A 21,099-nucleotide genomic window follows, 5' to 3' on the forward strand; every position below is an offset into this window, starting at 1 on the left:
TCTGATTTTCACAAGCGCAACGCATCATGTAGTATGCCTCGGCGCGCACTACATAACGCTGAATCGATGTCTGCCCAAGGCATGTTCGCAACCCTGAAAGCCCCGTCAGCAAGGCCCCCAAGCCGTTGATTGGTCCCAGCCCAGCCGCCAGCAATGGCATGTACTGGTCGGAAGGTTTGTGGTTTAAATGGCCAGAGGCTTCATTGTCAAAATTGAAGAGCTGAAAAGCGAAATAGCTGAGCAGAGTGAGGCAAGCAATGACTGAACACGTTCAAGTCGGTGGCCTGCAGGTCGCCAAAGTCCTGTTCGACTTCGTGAACAACGAAGCCATTCCCGGTACCGGCCTCACCGCCGAAAAATTCTGGGAAGGTGCCGACAAGGTCATTCATGACCTGGCGCCGAAGAACAAAGCCCTACTCGCCAAACGCGATGACTTCCAGGCTCGTCTTGATGCCTGGCATCAGGAGCGTGCTGGTCAGGCGCACGACGCCGTGGCCTACAAAGCCTTCCTGCAAGAAATCGGTTATCTGCTGCCAGAAGCGGCTGATTTCCAGGCAACGACGCAAAACGTCGATGATGAAATCGCCCGCACCGCCGGCCCGCAACTCGTAGTGCCGGTGATGAACGCCCGCTTCGCCCTCAACGCCTCGAACGCCCGCTGGGGTTCGCTGTACGACGCCCTCTACGGCACCGACGCCATCAGCGAAGACGGTGGCGCGGAAAAAGGCAAAGGCTACAACAAGGTGCGTGGCGACAAAGTCATCGCCTTCGCCCGTGCGTTCCTCGACGAAGCGGCGCCATTGGCTGCCGGCTCCCACGTCGATTCCACCGGTTACAAGATCGCTGACGGCAAACTGCTGGTCACCCTCAAGGGCGGCAGCAACACCGGCCTGCGTGACGATGCTCAACTGATCGGCTTCCAGGGTTCGGCAGAAGCGCCGATCGCGATACTGCTGAAGAACCACGGCCTGCATTTCGAAATCCAGATCGACGCCAGCACCCCGGTCGGCCAGACCGATGCCGCCGGCGTCAAAGACATCCTGATGGAAGCGGCACTGACCACCATCATGGACTGCGAAGACTCCGTGGCTGCCGTCGATGCCGACGACAAAGTGGTGATCTACCGCAACTGGCTCGGCCTGATGAAGGGCGACCTGTCCGAAGAAGTCGCCAAGGGCGGCCAGACCTTCACCCGCACCATGAATCCGGATCGCACCTACACCAAGGTCGATGGCAGTGAACTGACCCTGCACGGTCGCTCGCTGTTGTTCGTGCGTAACGTCGGTCACCTGATGACCATCGACGCGATCCTGGACAAGGACGGCAACGAAGTGCCGGAAGGCATCCTCGACGGTTTGGTGACCTGTCTGGCGGCGATGCACAACCTCAACGGCAACACCTCGCGCAAGAACACCCGCACCGGCTCGGTCTACATCGTCAAACCGAAGATGCACGGCCCGGAAGAAGCGGCGTTCACCAACGAGTTGTTCGGTCGCATCGAAGATGTGCTGGGCCTCAAGCGCAACACCCTGAAAGTCGGGATCATGGACGAGGAGCGCCGCACCACGGTCAACCTCAAAGCCTGCATCAAGGCTGCCAGCGAGCGCGTAGTGTTCATCAACACCGGCTTCCTCGACCGTACCGGCGATGAAATCCACACCTCCATGGAAGCTGGCCCGATGGTGCGCAAGGCCGACATGAAGGCCGAGAAGTGGATCGGCGCCTACGAGAACTGGAACGTCGATATCGGTCTGAGCACCGGCCTGCAAGGTCGCGCACAAATCGGTAAAGGCATGTGGGCGATGCCTGACCTGATGGCAGCGATGCTCGAACAGAAAATCGCGCACCCGCTGGCCGGCGCCAACACCGCCTGGGTACCGTCGCCGACCGCTGCTGCGCTGCACGCGCTGCACTACCACAAGGTTGACGTGTTCGCCCGTCAGGCCGAACTGGCCAAGCGTGCCCGTGCTTCGGTGGACGACATCCTGACCATCCCGCTGGCGGTCAACCCGAGCTGGACCCCGGAGCAGATCAAGAACGAACTGGACAACAACGCCCAGGGCATTCTCGGTTACGTGGTGCGCTGGATCGACCAGGGCGTGGGTTGTTCGAAAGTGCCGGACATCAATGACGTCGGCCTGATGGAAGACCGTGCGACGCTGCGCATCTCCAGCCAGCACATCGCCAACTGGCTGCGCCACGGTATCGTCACCGAAGCGCAAGTGATGGAAAGCCTCAAGCGCATGGCGCCGGTGGTCGACCGTCAGAACGCGAACGACCCGCTGTACCGTCCGCTGGCACCGAACTTCGACAGCAACATCGCCTTCCAGGCGGCGGTCGAACTGGTGATCGAAGGCACTAAACAGCCGAACGGCTACACCGAGCCGGTACTGCACCGTCGTCGTCGCGAGTTCAAGAAGGCCAACGGCCTGTAACCTGCGCTGACTGCCGGACATGAAAAAGCCCTGATCTTGCGATCAGGGCTTTTTCTTTGGAAAGCAGAATCAAAAGATCGCAGCCTTCGGCAGCTCCTACAGGTGACCTCATGTAGGAGCTGCCGAAGGCTGCGATCTCTTGATCTGCAAAAAGTCAGGGCTCGATGCCCAATTCGTGTTTGACCAGCCCCAGCAGCTTCACCGTATCAATCGGCTTGAGCAGAAAGTCCACCACGCTCAGGTGCATCGCGGCGATGGCGTCTTTCACATCGGCATCGCCGGAAACAATGATGATCGGCAACGCCGCCCGCTCCGACTCACGCACCTGCCGAATCAAATCCAGCCCACCGACATTGCCCATACGCAAATCAGTGATCACCAGCCCGATCGAAGGTTTTTCGTCGAGCATCTTCAGCGCGGTTTCACCGCTGGCCGCGGTCATGCAACGAATGCCATCCAACCCGAGTATCTCCGACAATAGCTCCCGCGCGTCCTTGTCGTCATCGACGATCAGTACACGCTGCGGCGGCAAGTCGGGTTCGAGCATTACTGCGCTGAGCGCTTCACGCTCGGCGTCGCTCAAAATATCGTGGTCGGACATGGCATTCTCTACGTTTTCAATTCAGTCACCTGGCACAGTCGTCAGACATCGCTAAGCAGAGCTTCAATGTGCACTTCGTCGGATTTTTTTCCAAGAGGCTGGCGGGGGAATTTCCGACTGTTTTTGTAGGGCACTTCCCAAATGTGCCCAACGGCAGCTCAAACCTAGACTTACGTCCAATGGGCACCCCGCGCGCAGGGGCCGACCATGGCTGCAACGATCCGACAACAACAATTCAAAAAAGACTGCGGTAATGGTTATGAGTAAAGCGGACGCCTTCACCCAGGCAGGGAAAACCGCGGTGTTGCAGAACATTCAGGGCACCCTGCAATTCCTCCAGCGCTTCCCGCCCTTCAATCAGATGGAACACGCCCACCTGGCTTTTCTGGTGGAACAATGTCAACTGCGCTTCTATGGCCAAGGCGAAAGCATCATCAAGCCCGCCGACGGGCCGGTCGAATTTTTCTACATCGTTAAACAGGGCCGAGTGGTCGGCGAACGCCAGCACATCACCCGGCCTGGCACCGAAACCACCTTCGAGATCACCACCGGCGAATGCTTCCCGCTGGCCGCGCTGATTGGCGAACGGGCGACCCGTACCGAACATCTGGCCAGCGAAGACACCTTCTGCCTGCAACTGAACAAACCGGCGTTCATCAAGCTGTTCGCCCTGTCCAACAGCTTCCGCGATTTCGCTTTGCGCGGAGTCAGCAGCCTGCTCGATCAGGTCAACCAGCAAGTCCAGCAGAAAGCCGTGGAAACCCTCGGCACCCAGTATTCGCTCAACACCCGCCTCGGTGAATTGGCGATGCGCCATCCGGTGACGTGCAGCCCGGACACGCCGTTGCGCGAAGCGGTGAAGCTGATGCACGAGCAACAGGTCGGCAGCATCGTCGCGGTGGATGAGCACAAGGCGCCGCTGGGGATTTTCACCCTGCGTGATCTGCGCGAAGTGGTCGCCAATGGCAGCGGTGATTTCAGCGAAACCATCGAGCGCCACATGACCTGTTCGCCGTTCTTCCTGTCACCGGATCACAGCGCTTTCGACGCGGCGATTGCCATGACCGAACGGCACATCGCCCACGTGTGTCTGGTCAAGGATCAGCGCCTGTGTGGCGTGGTTTCCGAGCGTGATCTGTTCTCGCTGCAACGGGTCGATCTGGTGCACCTGGCCCGGACCATCCGCAGTGCCCAGCGCATCGAACAACTGGTGAGCCTGCGCGGCGAGATCGGCCAACTGGTCGAACGCATGCTCGCTCACGGTGCGTCTTCGACGCAGATCACCCACATCATCACCCTGCTCAACGACCACACCGTGTGCCGGGTGATCGAACTGACCCTCGCCGAAAAAGGCGACCCCGGCGTGCCGTTCAGTTGGTTGTGCTTCGGCAGCGAGGGCCGGCGCGAACAGACGCTGCACACCGATCAGGACAACGGCATTCTGTTCGAAGCGCGGGACGCGGCACACGCGGCGGAGATTCGCGGCAAGCTGCTGCCGATCGCCCAGCAGATCAACCAGAGCCTGGCGCAGTGCGGCTTCAGCCTGTGCAAGGGCAACATCATGGCCGGCAACCCCGAACTGTGTCTGTCCCGGGCGGAATGGGCACGGCGCTTTGCGGCGTTTATCCGCGAGGCAACGCCGGAGAACCTGCTCGGTTCGAGCATTTATTTCGACCTGCGAGTGGTCTGGGGCGACGAGAAAGGCTGCGCGCAACTGCGCCGGGGGATTCTCGATCAGGTCGGCGACAACCGTTTGTTCCAGCGCATGCTTGCCGAGAACGCTCTACGCAATCGCCCGCCCGTGGGGCGTTTCCGCGAGTTTGTGCTGGCGCGCAAAAACGGCGAGAAAGCTACCCTCGACCTCAAGGTTCAGGGCCTGACGCCCTTCGTCGACGGCGCACGCCTGTTGGCACTGGCGCATGGCATCGAAACCAACAACACTCTGGAGCGCCTGCGCCAACTGGTCGAGAAAGAGGTCATCGAACGGCTCGACGGCGCGGCGTATGAGGAGGCTTACCACTTCATCCAGCAGACGCGCATGCAGCAACACCAGATCCAGACCCGTGAGAATCTACCTTGGTCGAACCGGGTCGATCCCGACAACCTCAATCATCTGGATCGGCGCATCCTGCGTGAATCCCTGCGCCAGGCCCAGCGCCTGCAAAGCAGCCTGGCCTTGCGGTATCAGCTATGAGCCTGTTCTCGTGGCTGCGGCCGGCCAGCCCTCTGCTGTCGGCAGACCTGCAACAACGTCTGGCGAAGTTGCCGGCGATCAGCGAACTGAAAGAATGCAGCCTGCGTGAACAGCGCTGGGTGGTGCTCGATCTGGAAACCACCGGGCTGAACCTGAACAAGGATCGCGTGCTGTCGATCGGCGCGGTGGTGATCGAAGACGGCGCAATCGACTTCAGCCAGCAGTTCGAGCGTACCCTGCAATGTCGGGAGCTGAAACTCAGCCCGAGCGTGTTGATTCATGGCCTGGGGCCGAATGCGATCGCCGCCGGCAGCGACCCGGCCGAGGCGTTGCTGGAATTGATGGAATACATCGGCGACAGCCCGGTGCTGGCGTTTCATGCGCCCTTCGATCAGCACATGCTCGGGCGTGCGCTGAAGGAACACCTGGGCTACAAGCTGCAGAACGTGTTTCTGGATGTCGCGGACATGGCGCCGCTGTTGTGCCCGCAGGCGAATATCCGCGAGGCCGGGCTGGATGAGTGGATCAACTGGTTCAGGCTTGAGGTGTTCGAGCGGCACAACGCGAGTGCCGATGCGCTGGCCACAGCGGAACTGGCGTTGATCCTGTTCAGCCGGGCGCGGCAGCAGCAGATTCATAGTCCGCTGAATCTGCAGCAGCGCTTGAGTCAGTGGAAACGCCGACAGCAGGCGCCGTCCTTCTAGATTTTCGGCGCCTGAATTGGCATTTTTTGCGCCAAATCACATCCCATGTAGGAGCTGCCGAAGGCTGCGATCTTTTGATTTTATAAACAGCAAGATCAAAAGATCGCAGCCTGCGGCAGCTCCTACAGGGCGCTCCATTAAGTTCACCCGACCAGTGGCCAATTGCTAACCATTCCCACCTCTGCGAGAATCGCGAACAATTCTCGTTGGTTAACATTTCCCAATCGGTGCGTCTGGTGTCGTCAGTCCCAAGCCCTCACAGTGAACTCGTCGGTGCGTTGTATCGCGACCATCGCGGTTGGCTGCTGAACTGGTTGCGGCGCAACGTGGCGTGCCCGCAGCGGGCCGAAGACCTCAGTCAGGACACCTTCGTGCGCCTGCTCGGTCGCGAGCAACTGCTGACGCCGCGCGAACCGCGGGCGTTTCTGGTGGCGATCGCCAAGGGCCTGTTGTTCGATTACTTCCGCCGCGCCGCGCTGGAGCAGGCCTATCTCACCGAATTGATGCTGATCCCCGAAGGCGAACAACCTTCGGTGGAAGAACAGCAACTGATCCTCGAAGACCTCAAGGCCATCGACCGCTTGCTCGGCAAACTGTCGACCAAGGCCCGCGCCGCATTCCTGTATAACCGCCTCGACGGCCTCGGCCATGCGGAAATCGCCGAGAAGCTCGGGGTCTCGGTGCCCCGCGTGCGGCAGTACCTCGCGCAAGGCATTCGCCAATGTTACATCGCCCTGTACGGTGAGCCGACATGAACCCGGCGAGTTCCAGACCGGTTTCGGCTCAGGTGCTGGACGCGGCGATTGCCTGGCAGTTGTCGCTGGAGTCCGGCAGTCCACTGGAACGCGAGGAGTTTGCCAAGTGGCATGCGGCCCATGAAGAACACGCCCGCGCGTGGCGCCAGCTGGGCATGCTCGATCAGCGCTTCAGCGTCGCCAACGGTCCTGCCCGCGCTGCGTTGCTGCAATCGCGCGAAGGCATTCGACGCCGAGTGCGCAAGCTTGGCAGCGGATTGGCCAGCGTGCTGGCGATGGTCGGTCTGGCGCTGTTTGCCGGTGATCGCTACCTGCCGCTGGATTACTGGCTGGCCGATCAACGCACCGCCACCGGCGAGCAGCGCACGGTGCGGCTGGCGGATGGCACCGTGCTCAATCTCAACACCCACAGCGCGGTGGATGTGCGCTTCGATGCCAGGCAGCGGCTGATCGTGTTGCAGGCCGGCGAGATCATGGTCGAGACCGGTCACGGTGATGCGCGGCCGTTCATCGTCGAGACGCGCGAAGGCAGCATGCGCGCGCTGGGCACGCGATTTCTGGTCAAGCGTGAAGACCAAGGCACGCGCCTGAGCGTCCTGCAATCGGCGGTGGCGGCGCATCCGCAAAGTCATCCTGACGAGCAGATCCTGCGCGAAGGCCAGCAGGTGCTGATCCGCAATGACCGCCTCGATGCGGTCGCCGCGCTCACGCCCGGTGCCGATGCCTGGACCCGCGGCATGCTGGTGGTGGACAACGCGCGACTGGAAGACCTGGTGCATGAACTGGGTCGTTATCGCCGGGGCTATCTGGGCGTCGCCCCGGAAGTCGCTGATCTGCGCATCACCGGCAGCTTCCCGCTGCACGACACCGACAAGGCCTTGAGCGCCCTGCTGCCGACCCTGCCGGTGCAGATCGAGCAGCACACACCGTATTGGGTCACGGTGGCGAAGGCTGATACCAAACCCTGATTTATCTGGTGCCTGGCAAATCGCTTTCGCGAGCAGGCTCGCTCCCACATTGGAATGCATTCACCTGTGGAAGCGAGCCTGCTCGCGAATGGGTCATCGGTAGCACCCTGGAAAAGACTCTGCCCACTCCTTCAGCAACCCCTTTTTCAGTTAATCGAAATTATTTTCATCCAGCCCTATCACTTTTCAATTCTCGTCCGGCACACAGGCAATTGAGAAATATTTCCATTCAGGAGCCTTCGCATGTCCCGTTCGCTAGACACCTTGTTGCGCCCCAGTCTGTTGGCAGTCGCCATTGCCCTCAGCGCGCCGTTGATCAGCAACCCGTTGCTCGCCGCTGAGCAGGCCTCCAGCGTGCGCGCCTACAATTTGCCGGCCGCTCCGCTGTCGACCACCCTGAACCAGATCGCCAGCCAGGGCGGCCTCGCGCTGTCGCTGAATCCGTCGCTGGCCGCGGGCAAGACCTCGGCGCCGGTCAACGGTCAGTACGATGCCGCCGGCGCTCTGCGCGCGGCGCTGCAAGGCACCGGTCTGCAACTTGAACAAAGCAGCACCGGCACCTACACCCTGGTTGCCGTGCCTGAAGGGACACTGGCGCTGCCGGAAACCGCAGTGATCGGCGTGGAAAACCTGGAAACGGCCTGGGGCCCGGTCGAAGGCTACACCGCCACCCGCACCGCCGCCGGCACCAAGACCGACACCGCGCTGGTCGAAGCACCGCGCTCGATCTCGGTCGCGACCCGTCAGCAAATGGACGACCGCAGCGTGCACAGCCTTGATGACGCCGTGCGCTACATGCCGGGCATCACCGCCAGCAGCTACGGCAGCGACACTCGCGCCGACTGGCTGCGCGTGCGTGGTTTCGAGCCGACCCAGTTCCTCGATGGCCTGCCGCTGCCCAAAGGCGTGTACGCCAACCCCAAACAGGAAACCTGGAACCTCGATCGCCTCGCCCTGCTGCGCGGCCCGGCCTCTTCTGTCTACGGCCAGACCCCGCCGGGCGGCCTGCTGGACATGGTCAGCCGGCGCCCGAGCAGCGACGCCAGCAGCGAAATCCAGTTGCAGTACGGCAGCGACAACCATCGCCAGATCAATTTCGCCAGCACCGGCAAGATCGACGATGCCGGGCAGTTTCTGTACGGCATCAGCGGTGTGGTGCGCGACAGCGACACGCAAATCGATCACATCGAAAACAAGCGCTACAACATCGCACCGAGCCTGACCTGGAACATCGACGACGACACCAAATTCACCTTGCTGAGCCAGTTCACCCGCGACGATACCGGCATTACCAGCCAGTTCCTGCCGGTGCAGGGCACCAAGATCGACATGCCGTTCGGTAGCGTTTCGCACCACAAAAACCTCGGCGACCCGGATTGGGAATACTACGACCGCACTTACTACGCGCTCGGCTATGCCTTCGAACACCGGCTGAACGATGTCTGGCAGTTCAAGCAGAACCTGCGTTACACCAAGTCGGACCTGTCGTTCCAGGCCCTGACCGTCGGTTCTTACCCGTACACCATGGTGGACGATCAAGGTAACGTCGGGCGCACCAGCACCAGCGTTGACGAAGACATCAGCCAGTTCGCGGTGGACAACAACTTCCAGGCCGACTTCGCCACCGGTGACATTCGCCACACCGTGCTGTTGGGGCTGGATCACCAGCGCAGCAACACCAACTACCTGTCGATCTACGGTGACGGCGTGAAAACCAACGTGCTGAACCCGATCTACGGCCAGCCGATCGTTCGTCCGGATCGCTCGACGGCGTATTACGACTACGACCAGAAGACCTACCAGACCGGCCTCTATGTGCAGGATCAGATGGCCCTCGACCAATGGCGCCTGACGCTGGGCGGTCGTGAAGACTGGGTTCACACCGGCACCAAATTCTTCAACAAGGCCGACGCGACCAACACCCAGCGCGACAAGAACTTCAGTGGTAACGCAGCGCTCAGCTACGTGTTCGACTCGGGCTTCGTCCCGTATATTTCCTACGCCGAATCCTTCCAGCCAACCACCGGCGCCGACGCCTCCTCCACCGGTTCGCTGAAACCAACCGAAGGCAAGCAATGGGAAATGGGCGTCAAGTACCAGCCACCGGGCAGCAAGACCCTGCTGACCGCCGCCGTGTATGACCTGACGCAGAAAAACGTCGCGGTCACCACCACCGTCGGCAATACCCCGATCACCAGCCAGACCGGCGAAGTGAAAGTCAAAGGCCTGGAACTGGAGGCGACCTCGGACGTCACCGATAACCTGAAAGTGATTGCCGCCTACACCCTGGCCAAGTCCGAAGTGCAGAAAGGCGACTACAAAGGCAATCGCCTGCAACTGATGCCGAACCAGCAAGCCTCGCTGTGGACCGATTACACCTGGCACAACGGCGTGCTCGACGGCTTCGGTATCGGCGGTGGCGTGCGTTATACCGGCAACACCTATGGCGATCAGGGCAACACCTGGCTGGGCAAGGCCAATGCCTACACCGTGTTCGATGCCTCCGTGCATTACGACCTCGGTCGCCTGGACAACAGCCTCAAAGGTGCATCGGTCGCGGTCAATGCCACCAACCTGTTCGACAAGGATTACATCTCCACCTGCGACGGCTTCTACTGCTACTACGGCGACCAGCGCAGCGTCGTCGCCAGCGCCACCTACAAGTGGTAACCGCGTGAACTGAAACAGGTCCTGCCACCAAGCCGTCCTTCATGGACGGCTTCGGTGTTTTTGAAGGTCATGAAATGAAAAGTAAAACAATTCGCCGCTGGTCGTTCATCCACACCTGGAGCAGCCTGATCTGCACCGCGTTTTTGCTGTTGCTGGCATTGACCGGCCTGCCGCTGATCTTCCATCACGAGATCGAGCACCTGCTCGGCGATGCCCCGCAAGTGCGCGAGATGCCGGCCGACACGCCGCGCCTGAACCTGGCGCAACTGGTCGAGGCGGCAGAAAAGCATCGCCCCGGTGAAGTGGTGCAGTACTTCGGTTTCGAAGACGACGAACCCAATGCCGTGCTCACAATCATGGCGAAGACCGCCGGCACCGAGCCGAACTCCTCGCACACCTTCATGCTCGATGCGCGCACTGGTGAAGCGCTGGAAACCCCGTCGGCCAATGGCGGGCTGATGCTGTTCATCCTGCGCCTGCACGTCGACATGTTCGCCGGGTTGCCGGGCAAACTGCTGCTGGCGTTCATGGGCGTGCTGTTCGTGGTCGCGATTATTTCCGGCACCGTGCTGTACCTGCCGTTCATGCGCCGTTTGCAGTTCGGCACCGTGCGTCAGGACAAGTCCACCCGCTTGCGCTGGCTCGATCTGCACAACCTGATCGGCGTCGTCACCCTGACCTGGGCACTGGTGGTGGGCGTCACCGGAGTGATCAGCGCCTGCGCCGACCTGCTCATCGCCGCGTGGCGCAATGACACGCTGACCGCCATGGTCGCGCCCTACCGCGATGGCCCGCCGTTGACCCGACTGGCCCCGGCCACCCGCCTGCTCGACATCGCCCGCGACGTGGCGCCGGGGATGAACCCGGACTTCATCGCCTTCCCCGGCACGCGGTTTTCCAGCGAGCATCATTACGCGGTGTTCATGAAGGGCGGCACGCACCTGACCTCGCACCTGCTGACGCCGGTACTGATCGATGCCAGCACCCTGCAGGTCACCGCTGTGGCCGAGCGCCCGTGGTACATGGACGCCATGGGCATGTCCCAGCCGCTGCACTTCGGCGACTACGGCGGCATGCCAATGAAGATCCTCTGGGCAACCCTCGACGTGCTGACCATCATCGTCCTCGGCAGCGGCGTGTACCTCTGGGTGGTGCGACGTAAAGCGGCGAAACCACTGCCGCTGGAGGCTGCTGCATGAAGCCGCGTCAGAGCAATTTCTGGAAGGTCTTCAGCACACCGCTGGTGATCGCGCTGCTGAGTGCGGCGGGGTTGTTTTCGGCGTTGTTGGGGGACGGGATCTGGGATGCGTTGAGCTGGATCGGGCTGGGCGTGCCGGCGTATCTGGCCCTAAGAGGTTTGTTGCCACGAAACTGAACACCTGTAGGAGCTGCGGCACGCTGCGATCTTTTGCTCTTGATGCTTTTTCAAGATCAAGAGCAAAAGATCGCAGCGTTCCGCAGCTCCTACGGCTAACCTGCTGTTCTTGATCACCACCGAGGTTTGCCAATGTCCGCCCCCAGCATGACCCTGTTTCACAACACGCTCTCCCCGTTCGTGCGCAAAGTGATGGTGCTGTTGCACGAGACCGGACAGCAGGATCGCGTCGCCCTGCAAGACTGCGTGCTCAGCCCGGTCAGCCCGGACGCTGCGCTCAACGCCGACAACCCGCTGGGCAAGATTCCCGCCCTGCGTCTTGCCGACGGCAGCGTGATCCATGACAGCCGCGTGATCCTCGAATACCTCGACCAGCAACACGTCGGCAATCCGCTGATCCCTCGCGAAGGTTCGGCTCGCTGGCGGCGCCTGACCCTGGCCTCGATGGCCGACGGGATCATGGACGCCTCGGTGATGGTGCGTTACGAACTGGTGCTGCGCGCCCCGGAAAAACACTGGGATGAATGGCTCGACGCCCAGCGCGACAAGATCCGTCGCGCCCTGGCCTATCTGGAAAGTGACGCCATTGCCGAACTGACCAGCCATTTCGACGTGGCCGCAATCAGCGTCGCTTGCGCACTGGGCTACATCGATCTGCGTCATCCGGATCTGGACTGGCGCAGCGCCAATCCACAGCTGGCCAACTGGTATTTCGAGGTGAGCCAGCGACCGTCCATGGTTGCCACCATGCCCAAGCCTTAAGTCTGCGGCGTCTGATCCGGCCCCTTCGCGAGCAAGCTCGCTCCCACATTGGAATGCGTACTCCTGTGGGAGCGAGCCTGCTCGCGAAGGCACCAGCTCGCATCCAAAGGCAGAAACCCGACAATCCGCGTCACCAACGCTTCCTTCCAGCGCTGATCCTCACGCAACCCGCTCATTGCATCGCCCCCACATCAAATTCCAGCGGCTTGGCCGGTTTCTGCCCGATCCCGTACCAGTCGAGTTTGCGCGTCAGCACCATGAACACCCCGAGCAGACCGAACAACAGCAGCGAACCCATCAGCAACGCGTAATCCTCGGCGCTCAGCAGGCCATACAGCAGGCCATACAACGCCGCCAATCCCGCAGAAAAACTCAGGCCGTGGCGCACGCTGTGCAGCACGTGGCAGACATAAAACCCGATCAACAGCACACAGCCACTGGCCGACAACAGATACGCCAGGGCAAAGCCGATGTGCTCCGACAACGACAGCAGCAACAGGTAGAAGAACGCCAGCGCCACCCCCACCAACGCGTATTGCACCGGGTGTACTGCCAGACTCTTGAGCACTTCAAACAGGAAGAAACCGGCGAACGTCAGGACGATGAACAACAGCGCATATTTGATCGCCCGATCACTCTTCAGATATTGGTCCACCGGATCGATGAAACTCACACCAAAACTGCGCCCGTTGAACGCCTCGCAGTCATTGCCCATCACGCAACGGCTCATCGCTTCTTGCAGGTTGGTGGAGAAAAATGTGGTCTGCCAATCGGCGCTGAAACCCTGGTCGCTGATCTCGCGTTTGCCCGGCAGGAAGTTGCCGATAAAACTGGGGTGCGGCCAGTTGGCGGCAAGGCTGACGTGACTGCTTTTGCCCACCGGCAGCACCTGCAACGAACCGGTACCTTGCAGGCGCAGGTCGAAACCGAAGGTCAGCTCCGTGGCGTTACGGGTATCCAGCGCCGGCAGCGTGACCCGCACGCCTTCGCCGAGCCAGCCCAGTTGCGTGCCGGGTACGAAGTCCAGGCGCTGGTCGTCGAGTTCCAGTTTCAGCGCGTTTTCAATGCCGCGAATATCGCTGATGCCCACCGCCAGAAACGGCGCGTCGAACTGGTAATCGGCAAAGTCTTCCTTGATCCCCAACTGCGCCGGCAACGAGAAATGCCCATTGATGCGATTGTCGGCATGGAACAGTCGCGCTTCGTAGATACCGCGATTGCGCAGCTCGGTCTGCACCTGACCGTCGAGCTCGAAACGCTCCGGCAGAAAGTACAGCCGACCGCGCTCTTCGCCCAGTTCTTCGTAGCGCTGACTGGTTTTCTCGTTGGTCTTCCAGGTGCGCACCACTTTGCGATACGGCACCACCATCACCGGCCCGCTCAGTTGCTGGCTGTAGCTGGAACTGCGCGCGATGTCTTCAAGCACACCATCGCGCAGTTGCTGGCGATCATTGATGATGCCGTCAATCATCAGCAGCGGGATCAGCAACAGCAAGATCAGCAGGGCAATCGCCCCGAGCTTTATTGTCAGACTTCGATTCATGAGAACGCTCCCGTGTTGGAATGGAGCGAGTCTGAAAGCGATGTATGGTTTTGTTGTGGAGGTTATGTGGGCTTTGTGTGGAAATACCTGTAAAACGCTTTTTCCTTTCAACCCTGGCAATGTTCAACTAAAGGGCCCGTAGGTTGCGCAACAACTCATTCGACTTGATCAGGCACATTGCGGCACTCATGGTGCTGGTCAGCCATCACTTTGCGCTGTGGGGTCTGCCAGAGCCGGGCATCGCCGGCTTCAACTCGCTGGGCGGGATCGCCGTGACCGCGTTCTTTGCGATCTCCGGTCTGCTGATCACCCGCAGCTTCGTCAATTCCACAAGCTTTACCGACTACCTGACCAAGCGCGTTGCCCGCATATTTCCGGCACTGATCCTCTGTGCCTTTACAATGACTTATATCGCCGGAGCTCTGTTTGCCGAAGGTTATGTCCCAGGCTCAAGTGCGCTGATCGATTTCTTGCGCATCTCGGTTTTCGGCCGCGCCACCATCGAACAGATTACCGATGGATTTATCTTCGACGAGTCCTTCAATGGCAGCCTCTGGACACTGAAAATCGAATTCGGCTTTTACTTGCTGCTGGCGGCGGCCCTCGGTCTTTATAGAAAAGCTCTGTTGCCATGGATCCTGCTGACGGGGTTTGCCGTGGCAACGTATGTCTTGAGTAGTGCAGTGTCCGGCGCCATGGCGCAAAAACTGGCGACCTATTGCGGTGCTGGTATCGCTTTCTTTGCCGGTTCCGTGATTGCCTTTCACAAACAGTACCTCAGCGACACCCGTGGACTGGCGATCGCTCTGACGGTGGGGGCCGGATTGATCTACCTCAGCGTCGGCACCCCATTGGCCACAGTGCTGGCGACGCTGGGCTGTGCGCTGGTCACCTTAAGTCTGGGCCTGCTCTACGTCGACAAAAGTATCCGGGGCCGATTCGATATTTCTTACGGAATCTACCTGTATGCGTTCCCGGTCCAGCAACTGGTCATCAACAAATCCCACCTGAGCTTTCTGCCGTCCATGTTTGTCTCGGCGCTGATCGTGATCGCGCTGGCAATCGCTTCATGGCGTCTGGTGGAGCAGCCAGCGTTGAACATCGCCCATCGGAAAAAGCTTCAGCACACCGCAGCGGCCTCGTCCCCACCCTGAGCTTGCGCCTGCCCGTCAGGTTTCAGGGCAGGCTCAGAACGGCTTGCACACCGCCCGACACGTTGCTGATCGACAGTTGGCCGCCATGCAACTTGGCCACCTCTGCCACGAAGTTCAGCCCAAGCCCGGTGCTCTTGCGCCCACTGTCCGGGCGCGGCAGCGAGTAAAACCGTTCACTCAAGCGCGGCAAGGCATACTCGGGAATCGCCGCTGCTTCGTTGAACAAGCGCAACTCGACCTGCTCCCCCACACGTTCGGCACTGAAGCGCAGCAACCCGGCGACCGGGGTGAAATCCAGCGCATTCTCCAGCAGATTGCCCAACGCCTGACGCAACAGAAACGGCTCGCCAATCAATAACAGATCCGGCGCAATCGCCTGCTCGACCCTGAGCCGCCGCCCCTCGATCCGCGCCGCCTGCGCCTGCAACAACTCCTCGACCAGTCCGGCCAGCGGCACCGCCACCCGTTCCTCAAGACCCTGGCGCTGCTCGACTTGCGCCAGATTCAACAGCCGCTCGATCAACTGCTGCATCCGCGCGCTTTCGCTGTCGATGTTGCCGACAAAGCGCAAGCGCTGAATCGCGGGCATCTCATCCTGCAGCAACTCCGCTGCACCGCGAATCGCCGCCAGCGGACTCTTCAGTTCATGGGTCAGGGTGTGCACGTAGCGCTCGACGTAAGCCTTGCCCTCGAGCTGGGTGCGCATCTGCTCCACCGCCGTCGCCAGTTGTTCCAGCTCACCGCCACGGTAACGCGGCACTTCCACCCGGCGCCCTTCACTCACCGCTTGGGCGTAGCCGGTCAAACGGTGCAGCGCGCGGCTCAGCCACCACGACAGCAAAGCACCGAACAGCAGGCCGAGGCCGATCAGCCCGGCACCGTAAAACAGCAAGCGCCGCTCGGTGCGATCGACATAAGGCTGCAATGAGCTGTTGGGTTTGGCCACGGTAACCACGCCGATGATCCGGCCGTTGTCGCGGATCGGCGCGCCGACGTGCATCACCGAGGAGTTCGCATCATTCGGATCGCTGCGGCTCGAACGAGCGCCGTACTCACCACGCAAAGTCAGGTAGACGTCGTTCCAGCGCGAGTAATCCTGCCCGACCGCCACGCCGCTGGAATCCAGCACCACGATGCCTTTGGCGTCGGTGACGTAGATGCGGTGGTTGACCTGGTTTTTCGGCAAGCCCCAGATCGTCGCCTGTGGTTGACGCTCGCCGTAGGCACGCAGCAATTCGGGCCAGCGGTTCTCGCTGAGCGTGCCGGCCTTGAAATCATCACGCAGGATTTCCGCCATCAGGTTGGCGGTGTCGACCAGGGTTTCTTCGGTGGACTGGCGCACACCGGGGCGGATTTCTTCCATCACCGTGTTGAGCACGAAGTAACCGGTCAGGCCGACAAACAGCACATACACCAGAAAAATCCGCAGCCCCAGTGACATCAGCTGTGCCCCGGGCTGTAGCTGTAGCCGAGGCCGCGATGGGTCTGGATCGGCTCGGCGTCGGCCCGCACCAGACGCAATTTGGCGCGCACGCTTTTGATGTGGCTGTCGATGCTGCGCTCGTAGCCGGCATCGGCGGCAACCCCCAGCGCATCGAGCAATTGCTCGCGACTGAAGACTCGCTGCGGTTGTTCGAGCAAGCATTGCAGCAGGCGGAATTCGTGGCGGGTCAGGCTCAATGGCTGGCCGCGATAGATGATCAGCACACGCTCGGGGTCGATGCGAAACAGTGCCGAGGAGGCTTCAACCACAGGACGCGGTGCCATGCGCTTGAGAATCGCCCGCACCCGCGCCGCAACTTCCCGTGGGCTGAACGGCTTGACCACGTAATCGTCGGCGCCGATCTCCAGCCCCACGACCCGATCGATCTCGGCGTCCCGGGCACTGAGAAACAGCACCGGCACTTCACTGAAGCGCCGCAGCTGTTTGCAGGTTTCGAAACCGCTGATGTCCGGCAGGCCGATATCGAGAATGATCAAGTCAGCCGGGGTCTGCCGTTGAAACTCCAGCGCCGCCGCGCCGAGGCTCAGCCACGTGGTAGCGAACCCCTCGCCCTGCAGGGCAAAAATCAGCGTGTCGGCAATCGCCGCTTCGTCTTCGACAATCAGGATATGAGGCATGGCGTCCGAGCCCATGGGTTAAGTGCGCGAACGGTGCCCCAAGCCTGACGTTACGTCAATGAGGCCACTTAGCAGTCCGGCTTGTCGGCGGTGAAACGCCGCGCCGGGTTCACCGCTGCGCCAAACTCGCGCAAGGCCTTGGCACCGATCAGCAGCGGGTAGTTGAAGTTGCTGCGGTCGGTCAGATTGACCTCAACGGTGCGCTTGACGTTGCCCAGGCACAGTTCCAGATCGACCACCGGACGCTTGGCGACTTCGGTGCTGTCGCCCTCGTCCTCTTCATCCGAGCGGCTCTTGATCTTGCTGATCCGCGCGACCTTGTGTTCGTAGACCTTGTTGCTGGCATCCTTGGTGCCGAGGCGGAAACGCACCCAGTTCTCGCCGTCGCGGGTGAAAGTCTCGATGTCCTTGGCCGACAGCGAGGCGGTCAGCGCGCCGGTGTCCATCTTGGCCTTGAGCACCTCTCCGCCGATTTCCGGCAGCGCGATGTATTCATAACGCCCGTACAGGGTCGGTTCGGCGGCCATGACCGGCAGGGCGACGAGGGCAAACAGTGCAAGGAGGGATTTCACGTAGAGGGCTTCCTTGGAAAATGAGGGCGTCAGACGCGAGATTTTAGACAGCGGACGGGCAATTGGTTCGCCTCAAGTCCGCCTTCGCGAGCAGGCTCGCTCCCACATTGGATCTTCTGTGTGCATGCAATCTTGCGCACCACATAAATCTCCTGTGGGAGCGAGCCTGCTCGCGAAGAGGCCAGCCCATTCAAAATGAATCTTGAGCAAAGCATACCGGCCCAAAAGTGAAACATTCGTCACCACCGATTTGGCCTGTCGCCCGAAGCAACTTATCATGGCGCGCCCATCCGCCTTCATAGAGTTGCTTATGCGCCGCCTGCTCACCGGCTGTTTCGTCACCCTGCTGCTGTTGCTCAACACCCTGATCCTGATCGGGCCGTTGCTGGTCTTTGCCCTGCTCAAGCTGATCGCGCCCGGGCGCTGGCGCGATTACGCCTCGTGGGCGGTGATGTGGATTGCCGAGACCTGGGCCGAAATCGACAAGCTGATCTTTCGCCTGTGCATCCCCACCCAATGGGACATTCGCGGCGGCGCAGACCTGCGCGGTGACACCTCGTATCTGGTGGTCAGTAACCACCAGTCATGGGTCGACATTCCAGCGCTGATCCAGACCCTCAACCGGCGCACGCCGTTCTTCAAATTCTTCCTCAAGAAAGAGCTGATCTGGGTACCGTTTCTGGGGCTGGCGTGGTGGGCGCTGGATTACCCGTTCATGAAGCGCTACAGCAAAGCGTTCCTGGCGAAACATCCGGAGCTGGCGGGCAAGGATCTGGAAATCACCAAACAGGCCTGCGAGCTGTTCAAACGCCAGCCGGTGACGGTGGTGAATTATCTGGAAGGCACCCGCTACACCGCGGCGAAAAGCGCGCAGCAGCAGTCACCGTTCAAGCATCTGCTCAAACCCAAGGCGGGAGGTGTGGCGTTTGTTCTGGCGGCGATGGGCGAACAACTCGATGCGTTGCTCGACGTGACTGTGGTTTATCCACAGCAGAAGATTCCGGGGTTCTGGGATCTGATCAGCGGCAGCGTGCCGCGCGTCATCGTCGACATCCAGACCCGCGAACTAGACCCGGCGTTGTCGCAGGGCGATTACGAAAACGATCCGCTGTTTCGCCAGCAGGTCCAGAACTGGGTCAACCAGCTCTGGACCGAGAAGGATCAGCGCATCAGCGAACTGCGCGGCGAGCGCAGCTGAATCAGCTACCGGTGCCGGCGCCCCAGATGCTGCCCAGGCTCTGCAGAATCGGGCCGCCGACGCCTTGGTCACCCAGGTACTTGAGCAGCACCGGGGCAAACTGGCCGACCATGCCGCTGTCCATGCCCAAGGCCCCGAAGGCGTTGTTCAGGTCGTTGGTGTCCTTGACGTTGCCCAGCGCGTTTTCCAGCCCGGCGGACTTGCCCGACGAACCCAGCAAACCACTCAACGCCGCCAGGTTGCCGCTGCCGCCCGACAGTTTGTCGATGCCCGGCACTTCTTTGGCCAACTGCGAATAATCGGTGCTGCTCAATTGGTTCTTGGCCAGGCCAAGCATGGCACTGGTGCCACCGACGGCTTGCTGCGGCGTCACACCAAGACCGGTGACCGCTTGCAGCAACCCGGCGGTTTCCGAGGTCGGTGCGGCGGCGGTAGCTGCGTTACCGCCCTGCATGCTTGCAGCCGCTTTGGTCACATCGTCCAGACTGAACCCTGCGAACACCGGGCCAGCCGCAAGGGTCATCAGTGAAGCCAAGGCAATACCGCGTGAAATCTTCATTCAGACATCCTCTTGCACTGTGGTGACCGCCCCTCAATAGGCGGTAAAACTGCCGGTTTGACCGGGTTTCAGCCAGCATGTTCCTCGCCGGCGCATCCATTTTCAGCATAGCCACGTATATAAAACGTGAAACCGCGGATAACCCGAGATGAATGGCACAAGCGCTGTCGCTGAACTAGCCTGTGAACAGCCCGAGCAGCGCTCTTGTCGCCCGCCCATTGCCTGGAGAGTCGTCATTTCCATTGCCGCCCCCGATCAGTTGCGCCAGCTGTTGGCCCAGTGCTCACTGGGTGACCGTGCTGCGTTCGAAACGCTCTATCGCAGCGTTGGCCCGCGTCTGCACGGCGTGGCCCTGCGCTTCATGGGCCGGGCGGATCTGGCCGAAGAAGTGCTGCAGGAAAGTTTCGTGCGCATCTGGAACAACGCCTCGCGCTACGAAGCCCATCTGTCGGCGCCGCTGACCTGGATGATCAACATCACCCGCCATCAGGCCATCGACCAGCTACGCAAACAGCGCGAACGGCCGCTGACCGATTTCGAACAGGACACCCTGCCGGACGAAGGCCCTTCGGCCCACGACCTGTTGAACAGCAGCCGCGAAGCCAGCGCACTGCACCGTTGCCTGGACACCCTCGACGGCATGCAGCGCCAGTCGATCAGCGTCGCTTACTTTCAGGGCCTGTCCTGCGCGGAACTGGCCGAACACCTGGCCGCGCCGCTGGGTTCGGTGAAATCGTGGATTCGCCGTGGCATGGAACGTCTGCGCAGGTGCCTTGAATCATGAACTACCAGACCCCCGCCCTGCGCCGCGCCCTCGCTGCCGATTACGCCATTGGCCTGATGTCGGTGGCGGCGCGTCGGCGCTTTGAACAATTGCTGCTGGATGACGCAGCACTGCGAACCGAGTTGGCGCACTGGCAGGAGAGCCTCGCCAGCCTGACCGAAACGCTACCGGAGCAACCGGTGCCGGATCGGGTGTGGCAAGGCATCACCGCACGCATAGAGCCGCAAGTGCTGCACGTCCCGGAAAAACGTCCGTTCTGGAACTGGCTGCGAGTCACCGCCGCACTCTGCTCGATCGTGGTGCTGGTATTCCTCGGCTCCCTGTACAACCGCGACGACGCCCGCTACCGCGCCACCCTGCTGAGTGCCGATGCGCAACCGGCGCTGAAGGTCGAAGCGCATGCAGACTATCTGCAAGTCGAACCGCTGACATTGGGGGCAGTCGGGCCAGATCGCAGCCTGGAACTGTGGGCGATACCGGCAGACGGCAAGCCGATTTCGCTGGGGGTGATTCCTGCAGGCGGCAAAGGCAAGGTCGAGTTGAGCGCGGCGCAGAAAGTCTTGATCGGCCAGCAGATTGCGCTGGCGGTGAGTCTGGAGCCGAAAGGTGGTTCGCCGACCGGGCAGCCGACGGGTCCGGTGCTTTACCAGGGCGCCTTGGCTGCTCTGTGATTGCATAAAGTCAAAAGATCGCAGCCTTCGGCA

Annotated in this window: 19 protein-coding genes; 13 read left to right on the forward strand and 6 right to left on the reverse strand. The window is 61.1% G+C overall.

The features are described 5' to 3' along the window. Positions 1-257 precede the first annotated feature (257 nt). Entirely contained in the window at positions 258-2,435 is a 2,178-nt protein-coding gene (locus LOY52_RS24680; RefSeq protein ID WP_258676798.1) for a malate synthase G, read from the forward strand. Positions 2,436-2,589: 154 nt separating this feature from the next. Here LOY52_RS24680 and LOY52_RS24685 read toward each other — a convergent pair whose 3' ends face one another. Beyond that, positions 2,590-3,036, reverse strand: a complete 447-nt coding sequence (locus LOY52_RS24685; RefSeq protein WP_258676800.1) for a response regulator — start codon at positions 3,034-3,036, stop codon at positions 2,590-2,592. 259 nt (positions 3,037-3,295) lie between these two features. Between LOY52_RS24685 and LOY52_RS24690 the strand changes: the two genes are divergently transcribed. From LOY52_RS24690 to LOY52_RS24725, 8 genes are all read left to right on the forward strand, one after another. Further along, the gene (locus LOY52_RS24690) at positions 3,296-5,230 is read left to right on the forward strand and encodes a putative nucleotidyltransferase substrate binding domain-containing protein (protein ID WP_309474953.1); all 1,935 of its coding nucleotides are present in this window, start codon (positions 3,296-3,298) and stop codon (positions 5,228-5,230) included. Beyond that, positions 5,227-5,934: a PolC-type DNA polymerase III gene (locus LOY52_RS24695; RefSeq protein ID WP_258676803.1), complete on the forward strand. Its 708-nt coding sequence runs from the start codon at positions 5,227-5,229 to the stop codon at positions 5,932-5,934. The genes LOY52_RS24690 and LOY52_RS24695 overlap by 4 nt, the downstream gene beginning before the upstream one ends. 236 nt (positions 5,935-6,170) lie before the next feature. Further along, on the forward strand, positions 6,171-6,689 hold the full coding sequence (locus LOY52_RS24700) for an RNA polymerase sigma factor (RefSeq protein ID WP_258680039.1): 519 nt from the start codon (positions 6,171-6,173) through the stop codon (positions 6,687-6,689). Beyond that, entirely contained in the window at positions 6,686-7,657 is a 972-nt protein-coding gene (locus LOY52_RS24705) for a FecR domain-containing protein (RefSeq protein WP_258676804.1), read from the forward strand. The genes LOY52_RS24700 and LOY52_RS24705 overlap by 4 nt, the downstream gene beginning before the upstream one ends. A 243-nt stretch (positions 7,658-7,900) precedes the next feature. Next, positions 7,901-10,327: a TonB-dependent siderophore receptor gene (locus LOY52_RS24710; RefSeq protein WP_258676805.1), complete on the forward strand. Its 2,427-nt coding sequence runs from the start codon at positions 7,901-7,903 to the stop codon at positions 10,325-10,327. A 74-nt stretch (positions 10,328-10,401) separates the two neighbouring features. Next, the gene (locus LOY52_RS24715; RefSeq protein ID WP_258676807.1) at positions 10,402-11,526 is read left to right on the forward strand and encodes a PepSY domain-containing protein; all 1,125 of its coding nucleotides are present in this window, start codon (positions 10,402-10,404) and stop codon (positions 11,524-11,526) included. After that, entirely contained in the window at positions 11,523-11,702 is a 180-nt protein-coding gene (locus LOY52_RS24720) for a hypothetical protein (RefSeq protein ID WP_258676809.1), read from the forward strand. Before LOY52_RS24715 ends, LOY52_RS24720 begins: the two co-directional genes overlap by 4 nt. Positions 11,703-11,834: 132 nt before the next feature. Then, positions 11,835-12,464 (forward strand): glutathione S-transferase, encoded by a 630-nt coding sequence (locus tag LOY52_RS24725; protein ID WP_258676811.1) that lies wholly within the window; start codon positions 11,835-11,837, stop codon positions 12,462-12,464. Between the two features lie 172 nt (positions 12,465-12,636). Here LOY52_RS24725 and creD read toward each other — a convergent pair whose 3' ends face one another. Further along, positions 12,637-14,007 carry a cell envelope integrity protein CreD gene (creD, locus tag LOY52_RS24730; RefSeq protein ID WP_258676813.1) on the reverse strand — a complete coding sequence of 457 codons (1,371 nt, stop codon included), beginning with the start codon at positions 14,005-14,007 and terminating at the stop codon, positions 12,637-12,639. Between the two features lie 143 nt (positions 14,008-14,150). Between creD and LOY52_RS24735 the strand changes: the two genes are divergently transcribed. Beyond that, entirely contained in the window at positions 14,151-15,161 is a 1,011-nt protein-coding gene (locus tag LOY52_RS24735) for an acyltransferase (RefSeq protein WP_258676815.1), read from the forward strand. Positions 15,162-15,183: 22 nt separating this feature from the next. Here the strand turns inward: LOY52_RS24735 and creC are convergent, their stop codons facing one another. The 3 genes from creC to LOY52_RS24750 form a co-directional block, all read right to left on the reverse strand. Then, positions 15,184-16,602, reverse strand: a complete 1,419-nt coding sequence (gene creC, locus LOY52_RS24740) for a two-component system sensor histidine kinase CreC (RefSeq protein ID WP_258676817.1) — start codon at positions 16,600-16,602, stop codon at positions 15,184-15,186. After that, entirely contained in the window at positions 16,602-17,282 is a 681-nt protein-coding gene (gene creB / locus LOY52_RS24745) for a two-component system response regulator CreB (protein WP_258676820.1), read from the reverse strand. Before creB ends, creC begins: the two co-directional genes overlap by 1 nt. Positions 17,283-17,350: 68 nt before the next feature. Further along, entirely contained in the window at positions 17,351-17,854 is a 504-nt protein-coding gene (locus LOY52_RS24750; protein ID WP_007962587.1) for an ATP-dependent zinc protease, read from the reverse strand. Between the two features lie 310 nt (positions 17,855-18,164). Between LOY52_RS24750 and LOY52_RS24755 the strand changes: the two genes are divergently transcribed. Further along, positions 18,165-19,052, forward strand: a complete 888-nt coding sequence (locus LOY52_RS24755; protein ID WP_047596479.1) for an acyltransferase — start codon at positions 18,165-18,167, stop codon at positions 19,050-19,052. Between the two features lies 1 nt (position 19,053). On the opposite strand, the gene LOY52_RS24760 is transcribed toward LOY52_RS24755, so the two are convergent. Continuing rightward, positions 19,054-19,611, reverse strand: coding sequence for a DUF2780 domain-containing protein (locus tag LOY52_RS24760; protein WP_258676823.1), 558 nt, complete (start codon positions 19,609-19,611; stop codon positions 19,054-19,056). Between the two features lie 148 nt (positions 19,612-19,759). On the opposite strand from LOY52_RS24760, the gene LOY52_RS24765 reads away from it, so the two are divergent. Further along, the gene (locus LOY52_RS24765; RefSeq protein WP_258676825.1) at positions 19,760-20,395 is read left to right on the forward strand and encodes an RNA polymerase sigma factor; all 636 of its coding nucleotides are present in this window, start codon (positions 19,760-19,762) and stop codon (positions 20,393-20,395) included. Then, entirely contained in the window at positions 20,392-21,066 is a 675-nt protein-coding gene (locus tag LOY52_RS24770) for an anti-sigma factor domain-containing protein (protein ID WP_258676827.1), read from the forward strand. Before LOY52_RS24765 ends, LOY52_RS24770 begins: the two co-directional genes overlap by 4 nt. The last annotated feature ends 33 nt before the right edge of the window (positions 21,067-21,099 follow it).

It is taken from the genome of Pseudomonas sp. B21-051 (assembly GCF_024748795.1).
GTDB classification, from domain to species: Bacteria; Pseudomonadota; Gammaproteobacteria; order Pseudomonadales; family Pseudomonadaceae; genus Aquipseudomonas; species Aquipseudomonas putida_A.

What these genes read in the sequence shown, in the direction of transcription:
- LOY52_RS24755 (WP_047596479.1), top strand. Translation starts at nt 18,165, where the DNA reads ATGCGCCGCCTGCTCACCGGCTGTTTCGTCACCCTGCTGCTGTTGCTC.
- LOY52_RS24705 (WP_258676804.1), top strand. Translation starts at nt 6,686, where the DNA reads ATGAACCCGGCGAGTTCCAGACCGGTTTCGGCTCAGGTGCTGGACGCG.
- LOY52_RS24765 (WP_258676825.1), top strand. Translation starts at nt 19,760, where the DNA reads ATGAATGGCACAAGCGCTGTCGCTGAACTAGCCTGTGAACAGCCCGAG.
- LOY52_RS24680 (WP_258676798.1), top strand. Translation starts at nt 258, where the DNA reads ATGACTGAACACGTTCAAGTCGGTGGCCTGCAGGTCGCCAAAGTCCTG.
- LOY52_RS24690 (WP_309474953.1), top strand. Translation starts at nt 3,296, where the DNA reads ATGAGTAAAGCGGACGCCTTCACCCAGGCAGGGAAAACCGCGGTGTTG.
- creB (WP_258676820.1), bottom strand. Translation starts at nt 17,282, where the DNA reads ATGCCTCATATCCTGATTGTCGAAGACGAAGCGGCGATTGCCGACACG.
- LOY52_RS24695 (WP_258676803.1), top strand. Translation starts at nt 5,227, where the DNA reads ATGAGCCTGTTCTCGTGGCTGCGGCCGGCCAGCCCTCTGCTGTCGGCA.
- LOY52_RS24725 (WP_258676811.1), top strand. Translation starts at nt 11,835, where the DNA reads ATGTCCGCCCCCAGCATGACCCTGTTTCACAACACGCTCTCCCCGTTC.
- LOY52_RS24710 (WP_258676805.1), top strand. Translation starts at nt 7,901, where the DNA reads ATGTCCCGTTCGCTAGACACCTTGTTGCGCCCCAGTCTGTTGGCAGTC.
- LOY52_RS24685 (WP_258676800.1), bottom strand. Translation starts at nt 3,036, where the DNA reads ATGTCCGACCACGATATTTTGAGCGACGCCGAGCGTGAAGCGCTCAGC.
- creC (WP_258676817.1), bottom strand. Translation starts at nt 16,602, where the DNA reads ATGTCACTGGGGCTGCGGATTTTTCTGGTGTATGTGCTGTTTGTCGGC.
- LOY52_RS24715 (WP_258676807.1), top strand. Translation starts at nt 10,402, where the DNA reads ATGAAAAGTAAAACAATTCGCCGCTGGTCGTTCATCCACACCTGGAGC.
- LOY52_RS24760 (WP_258676823.1), bottom strand. Translation starts at nt 19,611, where the DNA reads ATGAAGATTTCACGCGGTATTGCCTTGGCTTCACTGATGACCCTTGCG.
- LOY52_RS24720 (WP_258676809.1), top strand. Translation starts at nt 11,523, where the DNA reads ATGAAGCCGCGTCAGAGCAATTTCTGGAAGGTCTTCAGCACACCGCTG.
- LOY52_RS24770 (WP_258676827.1), top strand. Translation starts at nt 20,392, where the DNA reads ATGAACTACCAGACCCCCGCCCTGCGCCGCGCCCTCGCTGCCGATTAC.
- creD (WP_258676813.1), bottom strand. Translation starts at nt 14,007, where the DNA reads ATGAATCGAAGTCTGACAATAAAGCTCGGGGCGATTGCCCTGCTGATC.